At 26.6% G+C, this 20,924-nt stretch carries 18 protein-coding genes; 13 read left to right on the forward strand and 5 right to left on the reverse strand.

Annotated features, from left to right (window positions below; all coding sequences use genetic code 11):
* Positions 1-295: 295 nt before the first annotated feature.
* A complete protein-coding gene (locus BMUR_RS04010) occupies positions 296-1,552 on the forward strand; it encodes a phospholipase D family protein (protein WP_013113319.1) in 1,257 nt (418 codons plus the stop codon).
* A 90-nt stretch (positions 1,553-1,642) separates the two neighbouring features.
* On the opposite strand, the gene metK is transcribed toward BMUR_RS04010, so the two are convergent.
* Both metK and BMUR_RS04020 read right to left on the reverse strand, forming a co-directional pair.
* Positions 1,643-2,827, reverse strand: a complete 1,185-nt coding sequence (gene metK / locus BMUR_RS04015) for a methionine adenosyltransferase (RefSeq protein WP_013113320.1) — start codon at positions 2,825-2,827, stop codon at positions 1,643-1,645.
* A 163-nt stretch (positions 2,828-2,990) separates the two neighbouring features.
* On the reverse strand, positions 2,991-3,977 hold the full coding sequence (locus tag BMUR_RS04020) for a vWA domain-containing protein (protein WP_013113321.1): 987 nt from the start codon (positions 3,975-3,977) through the stop codon (positions 2,991-2,993).
* Between the two features lie 463 nt (positions 3,978-4,440).
* Here BMUR_RS04020 and BMUR_RS04025 point away from each other — a divergent pair, with 463 nt between their 5' ends.
* The 3 genes from BMUR_RS04025 to BMUR_RS04035 all read left to right on the forward strand — a co-directional run bounded on the left by BMUR_RS04025 (position 4,441) and on the right by BMUR_RS04035 (position 7,969).
* A complete protein-coding gene (locus BMUR_RS04025) occupies positions 4,441-5,397 on the forward strand; it encodes a TAXI family TRAP transporter solute-binding subunit (RefSeq protein ID WP_013113322.1) in 957 nt (318 codons plus the stop codon).
* 80 nt (positions 5,398-5,477) lie between these two features.
* Positions 5,478-5,984 carry a DUF1850 domain-containing protein gene (locus BMUR_RS04030; protein WP_013113323.1) on the forward strand — a complete coding sequence of 169 codons (507 nt, stop codon included), beginning with the start codon at positions 5,478-5,480 and terminating at the stop codon, positions 5,982-5,984.
* An 11-nt stretch (positions 5,985-5,995) separates the two neighbouring features.
* Positions 5,996-7,969: a TRAP transporter permease gene (locus tag BMUR_RS04035; RefSeq protein WP_013113324.1), complete on the forward strand. Its 1,974-nt coding sequence runs from the start codon at positions 5,996-5,998 to the stop codon at positions 7,967-7,969.
* 187 nt (positions 7,970-8,156) lie between these two features.
* Here the strand turns inward: BMUR_RS04035 and BMUR_RS04040 are convergent, their stop codons facing one another.
* Positions 8,157-8,915, reverse strand: a complete 759-nt coding sequence (locus BMUR_RS04040) for a formate/nitrite transporter family protein (protein WP_013113325.1) — start codon at positions 8,913-8,915, stop codon at positions 8,157-8,159.
* 236 nt (positions 8,916-9,151) lie between these two features.
* On the opposite strand from BMUR_RS04040, the gene BMUR_RS04045 reads away from it, so the two are divergent.
* The 9 genes from BMUR_RS04045 (at position 9,152) to BMUR_RS04085 (ending at position 18,425) form a co-directional block, all read left to right on the forward strand.
* Complete coding sequence (locus tag BMUR_RS04045; RefSeq protein WP_013113326.1) at positions 9,152-10,537, forward strand: sodium-dependent transporter; 1,386 nt, start codon at positions 9,152-9,154, stop codon at positions 10,535-10,537.
* Positions 10,538-10,658: 121 nt separating this feature from the next.
* A complete protein-coding gene (locus BMUR_RS04050; protein WP_013113327.1) occupies positions 10,659-10,997 on the forward strand; it encodes a cupin domain-containing protein in 339 nt (112 codons plus the stop codon).
* Between the two features lie 161 nt (positions 10,998-11,158).
* Entirely contained in the window at positions 11,159-11,830 is a 672-nt protein-coding gene (locus tag BMUR_RS04055; RefSeq protein WP_013113328.1) for a hypothetical protein, read from the forward strand.
* 28 nt (positions 11,831-11,858) lie between these two features.
* Complete coding sequence (locus BMUR_RS04060; RefSeq protein ID WP_013113329.1) at positions 11,859-12,866, forward strand: calcium/sodium antiporter; 1,008 nt, start codon at positions 11,859-11,861, stop codon at positions 12,864-12,866.
* Between the two features lie 75 nt (positions 12,867-12,941).
* Positions 12,942-13,754 carry a thioredoxin family protein gene (locus tag BMUR_RS04065; protein WP_013113330.1) on the forward strand — a complete coding sequence of 271 codons (813 nt, stop codon included), beginning with the start codon at positions 12,942-12,944 and terminating at the stop codon, positions 13,752-13,754.
* Positions 13,755-13,805: 51 nt separating this feature from the next.
* Entirely contained in the window at positions 13,806-14,630 is an 825-nt protein-coding gene (locus BMUR_RS04070; protein WP_013113331.1) for a thioredoxin fold domain-containing protein, read from the forward strand.
* A gap of 146 nt (positions 14,631-14,776) precedes the next feature.
* On the forward strand, positions 14,777-15,673 hold the full coding sequence (locus tag BMUR_RS04075) for an Rpn family recombination-promoting nuclease/putative transposase (protein ID WP_013113332.1): 897 nt from the start codon (positions 14,777-14,779) through the stop codon (positions 15,671-15,673).
* A 3-nt stretch (positions 15,674-15,676) separates the two neighbouring features.
* On the forward strand, positions 15,677-16,681 hold the full coding sequence (locus BMUR_RS04080; protein WP_013113333.1) for a glycosyltransferase family 2 protein: 1,005 nt from the start codon (positions 15,677-15,679) through the stop codon (positions 16,679-16,681).
* A 154-nt stretch (positions 16,682-16,835) separates the two neighbouring features.
* Positions 16,836-18,425 (forward strand): tetratricopeptide repeat protein, encoded by a 1,590-nt coding sequence (locus tag BMUR_RS04085; RefSeq protein ID WP_013113334.1) that lies wholly within the window; start codon positions 16,836-16,838, stop codon positions 18,423-18,425.
* Between the two features lie 4 nt (positions 18,426-18,429).
* Here the strand turns inward: BMUR_RS04085 and BMUR_RS04090 are convergent, their stop codons facing one another.
* Positions 18,430-19,374: an alpha/beta fold hydrolase gene (locus BMUR_RS04090; RefSeq protein ID WP_013113335.1), complete on the reverse strand. Its 945-nt coding sequence runs from the start codon at positions 19,372-19,374 to the stop codon at positions 18,430-18,432.
* Positions 19,375-19,514: 140 nt separating this feature from the next.
* Positions 19,515-20,873 (reverse strand): family 4 glycosyl hydrolase, encoded by a 1,359-nt coding sequence (locus tag BMUR_RS04095; RefSeq protein WP_013113336.1) that lies wholly within the window; start codon positions 20,871-20,873, stop codon positions 19,515-19,517.
* Positions 20,874-20,924: the final 51 nt, after the last annotated feature.

Here is a 20,924-nt window from a genome sequence, read left to right on the forward strand (position 1 = left end):
GAAATAAATTGATATTTTTGTTTTTATATCTGGGGCTTTGCCCCAGACCCCACTTCTTTTGTTGCCACAAAGAAGCAAAAAGGCTGCACTTGGGCTTTAATTTAATAAATTATTTTACATGTAAGACAATTTTAGTATGATTTAGTACTAATTCTATCCTCGCACTTTCGCGAAGCGTATCCGAGCTTGTCGAGGATATAAGCAACTTTTGCGGCGGGAAAAAGAACAACATAAAAATTGACAAACTTAAAAATTTTTAGTATAATTTAATTAATTTTAAATACAGGATAAGAAAATGAATTTATTTACAAATTCTAATGATAAACATGATTTTTTAAAAACAGCATTGATTGCTAGTATAAAAGAAAATGATGATATATTTATAGCAACTGCATTTTTTAATGATACAGAAATAATAAATAAAGCTGTAGAAAAAAATTGTAATATAAAACTTATTGTAAGATTATCATTAGCAACTTCTATAGAAAGATTAAAAGATGTATATAATAAAAAAAATGTACATATTAGATTTTTTACTTCAGATAGTTTTCACCCTAAATTATATATATTTGGAAATACAAAAGCATTTATAGGTTCATCAAATTTAACTAAAAGCGGTATATTATCTAATCAAGAGATAAATGTTTCAATAGATTCTGATAATATAATTTTTTATGATCTAATAAATTGTTTTTATGATTATTGGGAAAGTGCTGAAGTACTAAATGATAATATAATAGAAAAATATTCAAAAATAGAAGAAGAATATCATGATCTAGATAATAAATTAAAAAAATTTAATGAAATATTAAAAGAAGAAATAGGTGATTTTAAATTTAATAATATTACAACTATTGATAATACTAAAAAAAGTAAAAAATTATCATATATTTCAGATTTTAAAAGAAAATATCAAATATTTTTGGATTGTTATAAAAAATTAACTGAAATGTATACATCATCTCTTATGAAACTTCAAATTAATAGGAAATATAATGATTTACCATTAAAAATAGAAATGGATCAGTTTTTAAACTGGATCAAAGAAAATAAAATAAAAGAAAAAAGTTATATTAAAATTAATGATAATGAAATAGAACTAAAATTACAATATCTTATTAAAGAATATTATGATAATTATAAAATTGAAGATGAATATATTAAAAATTATAACAGATGCCGAAATACTTTAAAAGAAAACAATATAAATACAGTATCTTATAATGAATTATATGAAGCTTTATTATTTATTAATGCTTTTAGAGATAGAAGACGTTTTTTTTCAGATAATTCTATGAAAGAAAAATTTTTGGACACAAACAATAGTTTAGAAAATATAATAAGAACAATTTATTATTTATTATATAATAATGAACCGTATGAAATAAAAATGGCTAACTGTATATATAATAAAGATTTTAAATTACAAGCTTTTGGTGAAAGCTGTGTTAAAGAGTTATATGGTGTTATGAGCGATAATGAAAATATTCCTTTATGTAATGACAGGGTATTTGAAGCTATGGAATATTTAGGATTCGGTAATTTAAAATAATTTTTGATTACAAATAAATAAGGCTTGCTAATATTTTTTATTAACAAGCCCTGAATGTTTAAAACTTTTTATATTTTATTTTTTAATCAATTATTTAGCATTAGCAAACAAATCTTTTATATCTGTTTTTTCCCAAGTAAACTCTGGAAGCTCTCTACCGAAGTGTCCGTAAGCTGTAGTTTTTTCATAAATAGGTCTTCTTAAATCTAGTTTTTTGATTATACCAGCTGGAGTTAAGTCAAGCTCTTTAGAAACTATATTAGCTAATACTTCATCATGTACTTTTGCTGTACCAAAAGTATTAACATATACAGATAAAGGCTCAGGCACTCCTATAGCATAAGCAAATTGTACTAAAGCTCTGTCAGCTATACCAGAAGCTACTATATTTTTAGCAACATATCTAGCCATATAGCAGGCACTTCTGTCTACTTTTGTAGGATCTTTACCAGAGAAAGCACCGCCGCCATGTGCCCCATGTCCGCCGTAGCTGTCTACAATAATTTTTCTGCCTGTTAATCCGCAGTCTCCCATAGGACCGCCTACTACAAATAAACCCGTTGGGTTAATGTAGTATTTAGTGTTTTCATCAAGCATATTAGCCGGACATATTTCATTTATAACATGTTTTTTTATGTCAGCTTCTATTTGTTTGTGATCAACACCTGCTGCATGCTGAGTAGAAATAACAATAGCTTCTATTCTAGCAGCTTTACCGTCTTTATATTCAACAGTAACCTGACTTTTGCCGTCTGGTCTTAAATAGTCAACTGTCTTGTCTTTTCTAACTTTAGCCAAACGTTCAGCCAATCTATGAGCTAAATGTATAGTTAAAGGCATAAATGTCTCAGTTTCATTTATAGCATAACCGAACATTATACCTTGATCGCCTGCACCTTCAGAAACATTTGATGATTCAGAATTAAACAATCCTTTACCAGCACTAACACCCATATCTATATCTGGAGACTGCTCAGCAATAGCCTCCATTACTGCACAAGTATCAGCGTCAAAACCCATTTCACTGCTTGTGTAGCCTATTCGCCTTACGGTATCTCTGGCGATTTTTTGATAATCCAATCTAGCTTTTGTAGTGATTTCTCCAGCAATTAAAATCATTCCAGTTTTTGCTAAAGTTTCGCAAGCTACTCTAGAATTAGGATCTTGTTTTAAACATTCGTCTAAGACTGCATCGCTTACAGCATCGCAAATCTTATCAGGATGGCCTTCTGTTACCGATTCAGAAGAGAAATAATAATTTTTTATCTCTGCCATAGTTTTACCTCTTTTTTAAAATAATCAATCTATTGTATATTGCTTAATCTAAAAGTCAAGGAAATATTTAATAATTATTACAATTTAGTATAAATAACTATTAACTTATCTAAAAATTATTATTATATATAGTATTAATTAATATTATATAATACATATAATACTATGGTATTATCAAAAATCTTGTAGTAGAAAGTATAATACTAAGACATAAAAAAATAAAAGCTAATATAATAAATGGCTTATAAAGTTCATCATACTGAATTAAATCATCATCAAGTATAGGCTTTTTTTCTATTCTGTCTATTGTATTATAAACATTATCCAAAGCAGAAGCATTTTGTGCATTGAAATATTTACCGCCAGTAGTTGAAGCTATATCAATTAAGGCCTCTTCATTAAGACTAAAATCAGCCCTTATTCTTCTTTTACCATAATTAGGATCATCATAAGTTACCCAAGCATGACTTCCGTTAGCATCGCCTATACCTATTGTATATATTTTTATGTTGAAGTTTGAAGCTATTTCTGAGGCTAATTTTGGATCTATTTCACCAGAATTATTTTCTCCGTCTGTAAGAAGTATAATAATTTTTTCATTATCTCCTTTTACACTTCTAAGCATATCAACGGCAGTAGCTATTCCAAGTCCTATTGAAGTAGAACCCTCTTCATCTATTTTAATGTTTTTAATCTCTTCTTCAAGCAAAGTATAATCAAATGTAGAAGGCGAAAGAACTGAAGCACGTAATGCAAATGCTACCAAACTAATTTTATCAAAGTTTCTTTTTTTTATAAAATCTATCATAGTTTTTTTAGAAGCCTCAAGTCTCGTAGGCATCATATCCTCAGCCATCATAGAAGGCGAAACATCAACTACAAGTGAAATATAAATACCCTCTCCATTAATGTCTGATAAATGATCTACTTTAGCAGGACGTGCAAGACCTATAATAGAAAAAAGAAGAGCAAGAATAATAAGAGCAAATGGTATATCTTTAACATAGTATCTTGATTTTAATACCTTTGACATACTTACTCTTGGGTGCTTTACTGAATATGAATGATTCTTTCTAGTTTGTATATATAAAAATATTATAATAGGTAATGTAAAAAGTAAAAATAAAAATTTAGGCGATACAAAAGTCATTTAACAATTTTCCTAGTCATAATTTTATTATTTTGAAAACTATTATACTAAAATACAAATAAAAGTAAAGTTAACAATTTTTTATAATTTACCTGAAAGCTTCACATATTAAATTCATATATTCATTAATTTCTTATAAGCAGAATGTATATGTTTATAATTATAGAAACTATTATTATTTGCTTTATATAAATTAATTTTATTACAAAAATATAAAATTATTTATGACAGCAGATATTTTATGTACTTTTATAGCGGCATCGCTATGTGTACCTACAATAAACTATTTCAATGCATTTTTTCTTGCAATATATATAATTTATACATATTCTGGAATTTAAATTATATATATATGCAATATCTGCTTCACTTAAACAATTATATTATTAATAGTAATATTGACTTTTAAGCATATCAAGTGTATTATTCAATAAATAATGTATATATATAAAGGAGTGTTATTATGAGAAAGATAATAATGTCTATTATTGCAGTTTCTCTCTTAATTATTAGCTGTCAAAAAAGCAATAATTATAATTATGTTTTTGCTACAGGCGGAACTAGCGGAACTTATTATTCTTTCGGCGGAAGTATAGCAAGTATATGGAATGCCAATATAGAAGGAATGAATGTTACTGCTCAGTCAACAGGAGCTTCTGCTGAAAATTTAAGACTTCTTAACAGACATGAAGCTGATTTAGCATTTGTACAAAATGATGTTATGGACTATGCTTATAATGGTACAGACATATTCGCAGGAGAGGTATTAACTAATTTCTCTGCTATGCTTACATTATACCCAGAGATAGTACAAATAGCTGCTACAAAATCAAGCGGTATAAAAACAATAGCTGATATGAAAGGCAAAAGAGTATCTGTAGGAGATGCTGGAAGCGGAGTTGAGTTTAATGCTAAACAAATATTAGAAGCATACGGATTAACATTTGATGATATAAATAAATCAAATCTTTCATTTAAAGAATCAAGCGACGGACTTCAAAACGGAACATTAGATGCTTGTTTTATAGTTGCTGGAATACCTAATGCTGCTTTACAGGAATTATCTTTATCAAGCGATATAGTATTAGTTTCTTTAGATCAGATTCAGTTAGATGAAATGCTTAGAAAATATAAATATTATACAGAAATAACAATACCTGCTAATACTTATAATAAAGTTGATACTGATACTAAAGCTATAGCAGTAAAAGCAACTATTGCTGTTAATAACAATATCCCTGAAGACGTTGTTTATAACTTAATGAAAACATTATTTGATAAAAAAGCTGATTTAGCTGTAGCTCATGCTAAAGGCGAAGAATTAAATATTGAAACTGCTGCTCAAGGCATATCGATACCATTTCATCCTGGTGCTATAAAATATTATAAAGAATTAGGATACGATGTAGGAAATAATTAATATCAATTTTTTATATCTAAAATAATATATTCATCATCTAGAATAATAGATATAGATGATGAATATATTATAATATTATTATGTTTAAAAAAACTATTTTATTTACATCAATTATCATAATATTTATTGTTTTATTATTTATACCGCTATTTCCAAGACTTGTATTAAATAGTGTTAAAAATAATAAAATTAATATGATATTAAAGATTGATAATAAACAATTTGTTATTTCATATACTCATTCTGTAAATAAAGGCAGAGTCGGAGATTTTTATTTTATAGATAAAAACGGAAATATAGTATTAGATAAAACTAGATTTGTTTCATATGGTGCTGGGATTGCTGAGCCTGAAAAAAATGAAAATATTGTTATTACTGATGATTATATAGAAATAAATAATATAAACAGAATTATTAAAAATTTTTATTTATTTATAGGTGTTGTTGCAAATCACACCATAATTATAGATGATAAAATCATAGAATTAGACAAGTTTTTTGAACCTCAGACTAACATAAAAATAGAATATAAAAAATTATCTATACTTGATTATATAGAATCATTTATATACGAAATAAACCAATAGGAGGGAGTGTGATGAAACATAAAAATGAAATTCATATGATAACAGCTGAAGAAATAGATGATTATATGAGTAAATATGACAGTGAATCAAGATACAGAAGATATAATGATTGGAAAAAATATTTAATCATAGTAATATCGGTAATATTCTGCTTGTTTCAATTATATTCAATACTTTCTGGAAGAATTACAGCACAAGTTGTAAGAGCTACACACTTGGCATTTGTTATGCTTTTAGCATATTTACTTTTCCCTATGAAAAAAGATATGCCTAAAGACAAACTTCCATGGTATGATGTAATACTTGCCGTTATAGGTGCTGCTTCTTGGAGCTATATTACTATAAATTTTGAATCTCTTGTAAGACGTGCAGGCATATATACATCAACAGACATTATAATAGGTATAATAGGTATACTTCTTGTATTTGAAGCGTGCAGAAGAATAGTAGGTCTTCCTATACTTATAATATCAATAGTTTTTATTATATATGCATTATTCGGAGCTTATGCACCGGGTTTTTTAAATCACAGAGGATACTCTCTTCAAAGATTAGTTTCACACTTATTTTATAATACAGAAGGTATAATGGGTACGCCTATAGGAGCATCAGCTACATTTATTTTCTTATTTATATTCTTTGGAGCATTACTTGATAAAACTGGAATAGGGCAGTTTTTTATAGATATATGTAATGCCATAGCAGGAGGTTTTGACGGAGGTCCTGCAAAAGTAGCTGTACTTACAAGTGCTATGTTTGGTACTGTTTCTGGAAGTTCTGTTTCTAATACCGTAGGTACTGGGAGTTTTACAATACCTATGATGAAATCTTTAGGATATAGGCCTGAGTTTGCGGGTGCTGTTGAGGCTTCTGCTTCTACAGGAGGACAATTAATGCCTCCTATAATGGGTGCTGCTTCTTTTCTTATGGCTGAAAGTTTGGGCATACCTTATATGGAAGTTGCTAAAGCGGCTATTATTCCAGCTATTTTATATTTTACTGGTATATTTATAATGGTACATTTAGAGGCTAAAAAAACAGGGCTTAAAGGTTTATCAAGAGATTCTCTTCCTAAAATAGGAGAGCTTTTGATGAAAAAAGGATATTTAGTTATTCCGCTTCTTACTATAATATATTTCTTTGTGCTTGGTAAAACTGCTATATATGCTGGTTTAATGGGTATTATTGCTGCTGCTATAGTTGCTTTAGTTAATTCTATAGTAGACATCATAATGAAAAGAAAAGTAAGTTTTGGGCTTAATGATTTAATAGACGTTTTTGTTAATGCTGCTAGAAATATTATAAGTGTTGCTATCGCATGTGCTATGGCTGGTATTATAATAGGAGTTATTACTTTAACAGGTTTAGGATTAAAAATAGGAGCAGGCTTAATATCAATATCCGGAGGAATACCTATACTTTTATTGTTCCTAACTATGATTAGCTCAATAATACTTGGTATGGGAGTTCCTACTACTGCCAATTATCTTATCACTTCTACAATAGCGGCAAGTGCAATAATAGGTTTAGGTTATGAACCTTTAGCTGCACATATGTTTGTATTTTATTTTGGTATTATAGCAGATGTTACTCCTCCTGTTGCTTTGGCTGCTATGGCTGGTGCTGCTATCGCTAAATCAGATCCTCTTAAAACTGGAATAGAAGCAACAAAACTTTCAATAGGTGCATTTATTATTCCTTATATGTTTATATTTAATCCAGACATATTAATGATTAATACTACCATATCTGATATTATACCTATACTTATAACTTCGCTTATAGGTATGTTTGGAGTGTCTGCAGGATTAGAAGGTTATGTATTTAGAAAATGCAAACCTTATGAGAGAATATTATTTATCATAGCAGGGCTTCTTTCTATATACCCTGAAGTTTACAGCGATATTATAGGAATAGGAGTTATAGCTATACTAGTGATTATACAAATCATTACAAAAAGGAAAAATCAAGCTGCAGCTGCTTAAAAAAGAAAGATGATAAAATATAATTATTACATATTTATAAATAATTATATTTTATCCATTTTTATATAATTATTATTTACTGATAACACAAAATATATTTTGTCTCATACTTTCATCTTGTATTTACTGCTTCCAAACTGGTATTTGATAGGAATAAATAATGTAAAGCTCTTGTTTAAATATAAAATTAATTTTTTGCTATCATATGATAAGGAAGAGCTATTAAAAATACACCGCCTATAATATTGCCTATTGTAACAAATAATAAATTGTAAAAATATCCGTGTATAGTGAGATTAGGCTCAGAGTTTGTTAATAATCCTACAGCCATAATAGTCATATTAGCTATACTGTGTTCATATCCGCTTGTTATAAAAGCAAATAAACACCAAAATATCATTATTAGTTTTCCGCTGTCAGATTTGCATCTGAAACTGCACCAAACTGCCAAACATACCAAAGTATTGCATAATATTCCTCTAAATAATAATGCCTCTGGACTTAAAGTCATTTTTGTTAAAGAGGTATTTGCTATAAAACTACCTATATCTCCTCCTGCAAGACCAGTTAAATAAAATAAAACGGATACTAATACAGCACCTATTAAATTTCCTATATAGCTTACAATCCAAACTTTAATAAGATTAGTAAATGATGTCTTTTTATTTAAAACTCCTATAGTCATAATTAAGTTATTACCAGTAAATAATTCAGCACCTGCAATTATTACAGAACTTAAAGCTATACCGAAAGATATTCCCATTATTATTTTGGTACCTTTAAAATCACCAAGTAATCCGCCTATAGAAAATATAAGAAGTATTCCAAGACCTACATATATACCAGCAAGCATTGAAGATACAAAATATCCTAAAATATTATTATTAATCAAATTTGATTTTGATATTGAAGCATTGCATACAGCATTTAATTCATCTTTATACATAGAATACTCCTGATAATATTCTTAAAAAATATAATTAATCAAATTTTTACTTTATAGTTTCGTCAAGAACATTAAGAATTTTTATAAGTATATAAAATATTTTTTACAAAATGAATTATTTTTATTTATTTTACTAATTAATTATTTATTATTAAAAATATAGAACAATTTTTGTTTATAAGTTTTATTAATTTATAATATATAGTATAATTTTCATAAAAATCGGAGTGTATAGTATGAAAGAAAGAGAAAAACTAGGAAGCAGATTCGGATTTATACTTGTATCTGCAGGCTGTGCTGTTGGAATGGGAAATGTTTGGAGATTTCCATATATCACTGGACAATACGGAGGAGGAGCTTTTGTAATACTATACATTATATCTATAATTATTTTGGGTGTTGCTCCTATGGTAATGGAGTTCGCTGTTGGAAGAGCTGGCGGACATGATATAGCAACGTCATTTGAAAGATTAGAGAAAAAAGGTCATAATTGGCATAAAATAGGATATATACAGATACTTGGCAATGTTATACTTATGCTATTTTATACTACTATATGCGGCTGGTGTTTATCATATTTTTATTTTATGCTTTCTGGAAAATTTGAAAATCTTAATGCTAATGAAGTAGGAAATTTTTTTAACAGTGTTTTAGCGAGTGCACCTACTTTAACATTATGGATGGGTATTAGCCTTCTTATTGGTATTATTATATGTTCTTTTGGTTTAGAGAAAGGAGTTGAGAGGGCAAGTAAGTTTATGATGATATCTCTATTTGGGCTTTTAATACTTCTTATAATACGTTCACTTACTTTAAAAGGTGCTGTTGAAGGTTTAAAATTTTATTTAGTTCCAGATTTAAATAAATTATTTGGAAACGGTTTAACAGGTTTTATAGGAATTTTTTATGCGGCTATTGGTCAGGCATTTTTTTCTTTAAGTGTAGGACAGGGAGGAATGGCAATATTTGGAAGCTATATAGACAAAAAACAATCACTTACAGGAGAGGCATTAATAATAATTGCATTAGATACAATAGTGGCTTTATTTGCAGGTCTTGTAGTTTTCCCAGCTTGTTTTGCCTTTAATGTAAATCCGGGGGAAGGTGCGGGGCTTGCTTTTGTTACACTTCCTAATATATTTAACTCTATGCCTTTGGGAAGATTATGGGGAGCTTTATTTTTCTTATTCTTAGCTATGGCAGCACTTACTACTATAATAGGGGTATTAGAAAATATATATTCTTTTATTATGGATAAATTTAAGTTTACAAGAAAAAAAACTTCTGTTATTTTATTTATATCATTATTTATATTAAGTCTTCCTACAACATTAGGATTTAACATATTATCAAATATAAAGCCTTTAGGAGAAAATACTGTTATAATGGATTTGCTTGATTTTATAGTAAGTAATAATATTCTTCCTTTAGGTGCTTTGGTAACATTATTTTTCTGTACAAGAGATTTCGGCTGGGGATTTGAAAATTTTATAAAAGAGGCAAATACTGGAGAAGGTATTAAATTCCCTCGTAAGTTAAGATTTTATATAAGCTATATACTTCCTTTTATAGTGCTTGCAATATTTTTATATGAGTATATTAATAGGTTTTTCTTGAAATAATAAATATTAATTTAAAATTATTTTATAAAAAATTATATATTGTTGCTATGGCAACTGATTTTTATATATAAATGTTAGATAATATGAACAAAACCAAATGATAATTACAAAAGGAGAATAAATGCAAAAATTTATTGATAATATAGATTATAAAAAAGTTACAGCATTAAAAGACTTAGCAGAAATAAAACCTAATTCTATATCAGCATTATCATTAGTTGATAGAAAAAGTTTAATAATAAAAATAGTATCTGCGGATAAAGCATCAGAAATACCTACACACTCAAGCACAGGAGATGTTTTAGTTACTGTACTTGAGGGTAAAGCAGAAATAACAATTGACGGAGAAAAATTTGAAGTTTCAGCTGAAAAGTCAATAATAATTCCAGCCAATGCTCCTCATTCTTTAAAGGCTATAGAGGCATTTAAAGTATTAGTTATGCAGATAAAATCCGAATAACCCTAAATAAATTCATAATTGCGGCATGGGATACTTTTTCTCATGCCGTTATTTTTATACTGTAAAATAATAAAAAATATTCATTAAATACTGTAAATACTGTTTAAATTTAATAAAAATAATATATTATTAGAATATATTATTTTTATAGGAATGAAATTATGGGAAAAATAAAAAATGTTTTTACAATGGCAATCTTGCATCTTATCAATAGTTTGACAAACTTCTCTTTAAGAGTTCTGCCCGTTTTTATAATAATTCTTGTATTATTAAAACTCTCAAAAGTATTGATCGATTTAAATTGGTATGCAGTGCTAAGTATAGTATTATTAGAGGTAATACTTATAATATTTTCTATTTCTTTTAATGCAGTATTTTTCAAAAAACCGAAGGATAATAAAAATGAAAGCACAGAAAATCAAAACAAGGCAAATAATGAGAATAATGAAAGCACTGATATAGCAGTAAAAGAAAATAAATTTCCTATATTAAATGTTGCTGCTGCTTTTTTTGCTTTTTTAGGAATAATATTTGTAATATTAAAATTAGTTAAAGCAGTTACTTGGAATTGGGTATGGGTATTATCTCCATTATGGCTTTCAACTGCATTGGTAATATTAATATTAATTATATGTATTATAGTGTTTATTGTATCAGCTTTAAGCAAAAAAAATAAAGCAGATAATATTGACAATAGCTCATCAGAAAAACAAGAAGTAGAAAACAATAATGCAGAAAATAAAGTTAATAACAGTGAAGAAAAAACAGATAATGAAATAAATAATAATGAAATTTCTGATAATAACAAAACAAATGAAGAGAATAATAAATAATATAATAAATAAAAATACGGATTAATTTATGGAAAATATTTTATTAAACATAGTTTTTACGGCTGTTGGTATATTATTATTGTATCTGGGCGGAACATATATTGTAGACGGCAGTGTTATGGTAGCAAACAGATTAAAAATACCGCCTATAGTTATAGGTCTTACAGTGGTTGCTATGGGTACATCTATGCCAGAGCTTTTTGTAAGTTTATTCGGTGCTTTGAGGGGAGAAAGTGCCATTGCTGTGGGTAATGTTATAGGAAGCAATATATTTAATGTGGTATTTGTACTTGGAGTTTCTGCTTTATTTATGAATATGTCTGCTGGAAAGAAATCATATTATGTTTCTATGATCTCTATGTTCATAATGTATATAGCTTTAGGATTAATGCTTTTTAATATAGAGACAAAAAGATTAAGCGGAGATAAAATATCTATAGTAGAAGGTATTATACTTTTAATTTTATTATGCATATACATTTATTATCTATATAGTGTAATATCAAAAGATAAAGATGAATTAGCAGCTTTTGAAAAAGAAGTTTCATCATCAACTAAAACACATTCTATATCAAGGGCAATATTTAAAATAATAATTGCTATATTAGCACTTGCATTTGGCTCTGACGTATTTATTAAAGGAGTTACTGGAATATTTAGAAATTTTTTAAGCGAACACATAATAGGTTTTATAGTTGTAGCTGTAGGAACCAGCATACCTGAGCTTGTTACAAGTGTTATAGCGGCTATAAAGAAAGAAGCTGATATATCTATAGGAAATATAGTAGGAAGCAATATATTTAATGTTGGAGGAGTTTTAGGTATATCATCTATAGCCTCATTAAAATTCGGAGGTATAATATTAAGTAATACTCAGGATTATTTAATTGACTTCTCTATTATGGTATTTGCTGGGCTTTTGCTTCTTTTATTTACAATTAAAGGAAAAAGTATAGGAAAAGTCAAAGGAATAATATTTTTAATTATATATATAGCATATGTAGCATATCTGCTTAAAACTACATCTGTATCTTAATAATAATTGAAAACTATTGTTTACTTTTACAATTTTTAATTGTTTTATTATTAAAACATATTTTAAGGAAACATGATGAATAAATTATACTTGATAATACTGTGTTTTATTACATTTGTATCATGCTCTAACAGTAAAATAAATTGGGAAGATGATTTTGATAAAGCTATAGAAAAATCAAAATCTGAAAACAAACCGATTATGATGGACATTTATACCGATTGGTGCGGTGCATGCAAGGAAATGGATAAAACTACTTTTAAAAATAAAGAAGTATCAGATTATACAACAAATTTCATTGCATTAAAATTCAATCCAGAAAAATCATCAAATGGAGATGCTTTATTAAAAAAATACAATATACCCGGATTTCCTACAATGCTTTTTATGAACAGCGATGGTTTTGTTATAAAAAGAATAATTGGATATATAGAAAGCGATGAATTAATAAATGAAATGAGCAGTATAAAACAAAAAGAAGAAAATATAAAAAATGCTTTTAAAGATGATACACCCAGCATAGAAAAACTTGATATATATATAGACTCAGGATATGCTAAAGAGTCTTCAGATATGTACGATATTTTATTTAAAGAAAATAAAATACCTGAGGATAGTATAACTAAATATATGTCAAAAATTGCTGTTATGCTTTTAGATAATGATGATTATGAAAACGGTATGAGATATTTTAATGAAATCATTGATAAATATAATAATCAAAAGGAAGTTTATATAGCACATTATTATAAAGCACTCGATATGATAATTAATAACGGGCAAACTAATGAAGGAATAAAATATATAGAAAACCTTACTAATGAAGCACCTGAAGATATAAAAGAACAATATATAAATTTAATAGATTATTTTAATTTAAGCGAATAATATTATTTTAAAAAAAAACTTTAAAATAAAATTAATAAATGGAGTCTAATTATGAATAAAAAAATATTGATTGTATTAATAACTGTATTATCTGTTGTAGCATGCAATAAAGCCAATGCTGAAATAAAATGGGAAAAAGATTTAGCTTCAGCAATGAAAAAAGCAAAAGAAAAAAACCTTCCTATAATGATAGATGTTTATACTGATTGGTGTACTTGGTGTAAGGAACTTGATAAAAATACTTATGCCAATAAAGAAGTTATAGATATGGCTAAAAAAATGGTATCTGTAAAATTAAATCCGGAAACCTCAGAAGAAGGTGCTGAAATAGCTCAGAGATACGGAGTTCAGGGATTTCCTACGATATTATTTATAAGTGCTGACGGCTTTGTATTAGAAAATATAGGCGGATATGTTGAAGGTGAAAAATTTGTACCTTACATGAAAAATGCTATAGAAAAGCTAAATAAAATTAATATAGTTTTAGCAAGTAAAGAGCCTAGTTTGGAAAAACTTGATTTGTATTTAGAATCTGGAAATGAAGAAGAGGCAAAAAAAATATATGATGTTTTAATGGATAGAAAAGCTATATCTAATGAAGCTATGCCTAAATATTTGCTTGGTTTTGGTCTTATAAAGGCACAGAAAAGAGATTATGAAAAAGCAAATGAATATTTTGATAATATAATAAAAAACTATCCTAAATCAGAAGAAGTTTATGTGGCTCATTATTATAAAGTTGTAATTATGGCATTAGCTGGAGAAAAAGACGAACCTAAAAAATACTTAGAAAAATTGATTGATGACCCTAAAGTTCCTGCTAATATGAAAGCTCAGTACGAGAGTCTGCTTTCTTATATTAATGAAAAAAATTAATTGATTGTTTGAGTTTTATAATATTTTCTTTAATAGAGATGTTTTTTATAAAGCATCTCTTTTTTTGTATAAAAATTATACTTTAGAATTTTTAAATTAGTTAAGCAAACTTTGACAATTTATTCTTATTTTAGTATAATATATTTATGAAAAAGAAATTAAATACTAAACAAATAAAATATTTTAATCCTTTGAATGATTATTTTATAAGATATCTATTTACTGACAAAGGAAGCAGTGAAACTATACTTTTGGACTTTATCAATTCTATAATGATTAATGCTAATATGAAGACTTTTCGTTCTGTGGAGATACTAACACCTTTTAACTTTAAGAAGAACAAGAATTTGAAAGAGACAATAGTTGATGTTAAGTGTATTACTCAAAATGGATCTGTTGTTATTATAGAAATTCAGCTTCAAGGCAATTCAAGATTTCCAGAACGTATACTTTATTACTGGGCTGCTAATTACAGTAAATTATTAAAACATGGAGAAAGATACGATGAATTAACTCCAGTAATAAGTATCAATCTTCTTAATTTCAATTTAGATAAAACAAAGAATATACATTCCTGTTATATGCTTTATGAAATGAATAATAAAAAGTTATTAACTGATCATTTGCAAATACATATAATAGAGTTAAAAAAGTTCAAGAAAAATTCTTTATCTAAAGATTTAAATTATTGGCTCAAAATATTCACAAGTAAAAATTTGGAGGCGTCTATGTCTGAAATAGTAAAAGAAAAACCTATAATGGAAGAGGTGCAGAAAAAATACAATAATTTTGTAAAAAGCAGATTGATGATGATGGAATATGAGAAAAAAGAGGCTTATTTATATGGTAATCAAATAATGCTTGATGAAGAGAGAAGATTAGGAATAGAAGAAGGTATAAAAGAAGGTATAGAACAGGGTATAGAACAGGGCGAAATAAATAAGGCAAAAAGCATAGCATTAAAACTTAAAAATATGAATATGGATAATAAAGAAATAGCAAAAATAACTGGACTGAGTTTAGAGGATATAGAAAAGCTGTAAAATATGGTTAGTATAATAATACCTGTTTATAATGTTTCAAATTATTTGAAAACTTGTTTAGAAAGCATTATTAATCAAACCTATAAAGATTTGGAAATAATATGTATCAATGACGGTTCTACTGATAATTCTCTTGAAATATTAAAAGAATATGCTTCTAAAGATAAAAGAATAATAATAATAGATAAAAAAAATGCAGGTGTATCTGCTGCAAGAAATGACGGTATAGAAAAATCAAGCGGCGAATATATATTTTGTATGGATAGTGATGACTATATAGATAATGATTTTATTGAAGTTTTTTATAATAATGCTAAAAAAAATAACAGTGATTTAGTAGTATTAAGCACTTTTTGGAACTTGGACAAAAGAGTAAATAAAGATTATCATTTAGCACTTCCTACATGGTCAATGTTTATAAAAAAAACAATATTGGATAATTATAAATATTTAAGATATCCTTTAAATGTACAGCCCGGAGAAGACGGTATATTTTCGCATGAACTTTTAATGTATACAAAAAATGTTAGTTTTGAATACAGCACTAATTATCATTATGTAAAAAGAGCAGGACAGGATTCTCAAAGGGCTGTAAAAGAACCTTCTATCTTGGTTAATGCTATACCAAAGTGGTTTGAATTATTAGAAAATTTCTATACTAAATATAATTTCTGGGAAAGTAAGTCATTGTCTTTTGCTAAATATATAGAAGGAGAAGCATTTTTAGCTTTTAGAACAAAAAACTTTAAAGTAGAAGATGAAAGAAAAGTTTTTGATATTATAAAAAATACTTTAAATAAGGTTATAAAAAATATACATAAAGAAGACTATAATAAATATTTTTCCAGAGAGTTTATTATTTTTATAGAGTCAAATACTATTAAAGAGTATTACAGCAAAATAAAATATAAATACAATTATATAAGATTTAGAATATTTGATAAAGATGTATCAATACGCTATAGAGAAAACAGATACAAATATTATAAAAATGATAAAAATATTTAGAATAAATATAATACTTTAATAAAAAATTATTAATCTAATTGAAAAATATAACGAGAATATTTAAATTCAAAAAAATTCTTAATTTAGTTATCATATTTATTTTTTTTTATAAAAATCAATCCGATAAATAACCTACTAATATCGGGATTTTTGCATGGAACAAGAGCATAATTTTATAAAAAATGATGAAAATTATGAATATGCAAATGAAAAGCCCGCTTCAAATGGTGTTATGTTAACAATAATACTATTCATAGCTGTCATAATAGCTGGAATATGTTTGTGGATATACAATTCAAATAATGTATCACAAAATAATACCTACTCAAATATAAACAATAATTTTTCTACAAATACAGTAATAAGTAATAAAAATGATATTCTAAACAGAAATAATATAAAAAAGAACTTAGATTATCTAATGAATATAAAATATGATGAATATATAGCACCCCATATTAATAGTTTTAATTCGTTTTTTGATAATAATCAATTTATAAACAGTTTGGATACAAGAACTGTTGTTATTGTTTTTATTTCAGCATTAGCAACAATTATAATAGGAACATTATTATTTAGGGGAAGTTCTGATAACAAAGAAGATGATGATATAAAAATAAATGATATAAAAAATCCTGACAATGAAGAAAACAGCAAAGAAAATAAGGAAATTTATTCTGAAGGAATTTCTGACAATAATGATAACAAAATTATTAATACAAATTATGACGGTGATAAACTTGTATTAAAAAATGATTATTATAAATACAATAAAAAAGGAGACAATGTTTTTTGGAATGTTGTAAAAAAGAATAAAAACACTGAAGAGAATCTTGATATTAATGAATTATCACTTATGGCTATAAAAGAAGTTGAAAATGGAAATGATGATAATGCTATAAGTATATATACAAGGATACTAAACTCAAACGATAATAATACAGCCGTATTAAAAAGCAGGGCATTAATATTCAGTAAAAAATATCAGGAAACTTCAGATGACAAATATTTTAATGCCGCTTTGAAAGATTATAATAGAATTATAGATATTAATAATTTTAACGAAGAGAGCAATATTGATGTATTAAAGGACAGATCCGTTCTATATACAAAAAAATATCACTATACAGCCGATGAAAATTATTTTACCCTTGCATTAAATGATTATAACAGAGCAGTTGAAGATAATAATAATACAGATGATTTAAGCACACTGCTTATATACTCTGATCTTTATAATGAAAAATATAAAAACACAAGCGATAAAAAATATTTTAATATGTCATTAGATAATTATAATAAGGCATTAAATATTGATAAAGATAACACTTCAATATATATAAACAGAGGCTGGCTATATTTAATAGACTATAAAATAAATAATGATATTAAAAGTTTGGATAATGCACAAAAAGACATAGAATACGGACTTAATATTGAAAAGAATAATTTTTATCTTTTAAATAATAAAGGAGTAGCATCTCTTTATAAATATAAAATAGATAAACAGGTAAAAGATTTAAAAGAATCTGAATATAATTTTTTACAGTCTATAAAAAACAATAAATCAAAGTCTGTACTTGCAGAAAGCTATTATTATTTATCATTAGTTTATGATGAATATTCAAAACTTACAACAATTACAGCAGAAAAGATGAAAGAGTATACAGAAAAAAGCAATCATTATTTAGAAGAGTCAAAAAAATTAGGCTACAAAATATTAAATGCTGAATCAGTAAAATAAATATTTACTGCCCGCTAATTCTGCTGCATATTCCTTCTACAGTAATATTATATTCATATGTATTTTCTATATTAAGAAGATGTCCTGCATTTTCTATTATAAATATATCTTTATCTGGGGCTTTTATCTGTTTATAATACTCCTGCACTGTTACAGTGGGTACCTGCCAATCATTTTTTCCGCATATAAAAAATATTGGTATATTAAAATTAGTAAATTTACTTGTATCATAATCTAATAAATAATATATTATATTTTTGTTTAATGTTAATGGACTAAAATTAAACATATCTTTAAAAGAATATATAGGACTTTGTTTTATAATCTTTTTTAATTTATCTTCTCCTTCATAATATCCAGCCAATTTATATTCAGCCTGCACTTCTCTAAAACTCTTAAACAAATCAAAAACGTTATTCTTATTTATATTAAAAGGATAATTTTTTAACTTACACATTTTTTCAATATATTTTTTACTTTCATTTTTTTTTACTAAATCAAAACAATAATCAAATCCAGTTTTCTCCCCTACTCTAAAATTAACAACCTGCCCCATTCCAATATATGCAGAAACTGCATTAGGATATTTCTTTATAAACTCAATACCTAATACACTTCCAAAAGAATGCCCAAGTAAAATAATATACTTTGATTTATATTTTTCTTTTACATAATTAATAGTTTCTTTCAAATCTAATAATAATTTTTCTATTGTTAGATCATTTTCTTTGGATTTATTTTTTAACTGAGTTTTTCCAGCCCCTCTTTGATCATAATACACTAAATTATAATTTTGACTTTTTGAATGCATTTTATATAAAAAATAAGCCTCGCTTTCACCAGGTCCGCCATGCAGAAATATTAATGACGTATTTGATTTTTTAGGATAATGTATAAAATATTCTTCTATATCATTTATTTTTACATACTCTTCAAAAAATATATCCATAATTATTAACTTTTATTTTGTTATTTTTTATATTATAAATATTTTAATTTTTTTAACATAAAAAGTAAAGCCCTATAATAATATTTATTATAAGGCTTTATAACTTTAATTAACTTTTTTTAATATTTAATTATAAAAAATTATTTTAAATAATCCAAATAAGGTTTCTGACAGGATATCATAGTATCAATCATATCTTCAGTATTTTTGCATACATTAACAACAGGATTTGCAAGTATAGCCTGCACAGCATATTCTCTTTTTTTATGTATAGCAGCTTCAGCAGTTAAATCATACACACTTACATAATTTCTTAAAAGCGATAAAAATCCTTTAGGTACATTATTAAGCTTTACCCCTTCAACTTTATTTTTACTAATAACAGCAGGCACTTCTACAGCTATCCAATTAGGCAAATCTTCTATTAATCCCTCATTTAAAATATTTACAGCCTCTTCTGTATAACTATTGCCTGTAACTATAGCATCAATTATACTTGAAGCTCTTTCTTTTACCGTCAGTTCTATTTTAGGCTCAGCTTTAGAAAGAACAGTTCTATATAATTCATAAAAGTCTAATATACCTCTATGATCTGAAACGTCCCAAGCCCAAGCTATATACTCACCAAAATGACTGTCTACTGTTATAGGTAAAAGTTTATAATTATCTAATATTACTTTTAAAAGTCTTCTATCTGCCCATATAAACTCGCCTTTAAGTTTCTCTTCTATTGAATGATCAAAGTTTTCTGTTTTTGAAAAGCTGTTATTTTCTTTAGCATATTTTAATAAATCACTATATCCTACCTCATGTTCAAAATATCCATAGGCATTTTTTAATACATCAGGATATAAATCTTTTCCCGTTTTTTTATCTTTTATTTCTAATAAACAGCTGAAATGATTTAATCCTCCAGCTTTAATTTCAAAATCTTCATAATTCATTCTAAGAATTTTTGGAAGCCATTTATGAAGCCAGCCTATTTCATGGCACATACCTATAAACTTGGCATCTGGATAGGCTCTTTTTACAGCAGTACATATAGCAGTCATAGGATTAGAAAAATTAAATATATAGGCATTAGGACATATATCAATAGCATCTTTTACTATATCAAGCACAGAGGGTATAATTCTTAAAGAGTGAAATACTCCTCCAGCTCCTCCATTTTCTCCATAAACTTGATGAATACCATACTGCATAGGTATTTTCCAATCCTGATCCCATAATTGAAATCGGTCTCCCACTTCTATAGAACTTATGATAAAATCAGCATTCTTAAAAGCTTCTTTTCTTTCTGTAGAGGCATCAACAGTAAAATTTAATTTATTTGCTTCTATAAAAACTTTAACATAATCATATACTTTTTTTAAAGCATCAGGATTAATATCAAGCAATGTTATATGAGAGCCTTCTAATGATTTAGTAGAGAAAATATCTCCAAGCATATCGCATCCGAACTGTGCACTTCCTGCACCAACTAAAACAAATTTAATCATTTATAATTCCTTAATAATAAAATAATCATAGATTGTTTTTATTTTAATTAT

It is taken from the genome of Brachyspira murdochii DSM 12563, assembly GCF_000092845.1.
Lineage (GTDB): Bacteria > Spirochaetota > Brachyspiria > Brachyspirales > Brachyspiraceae > Brachyspira > Brachyspira murdochii.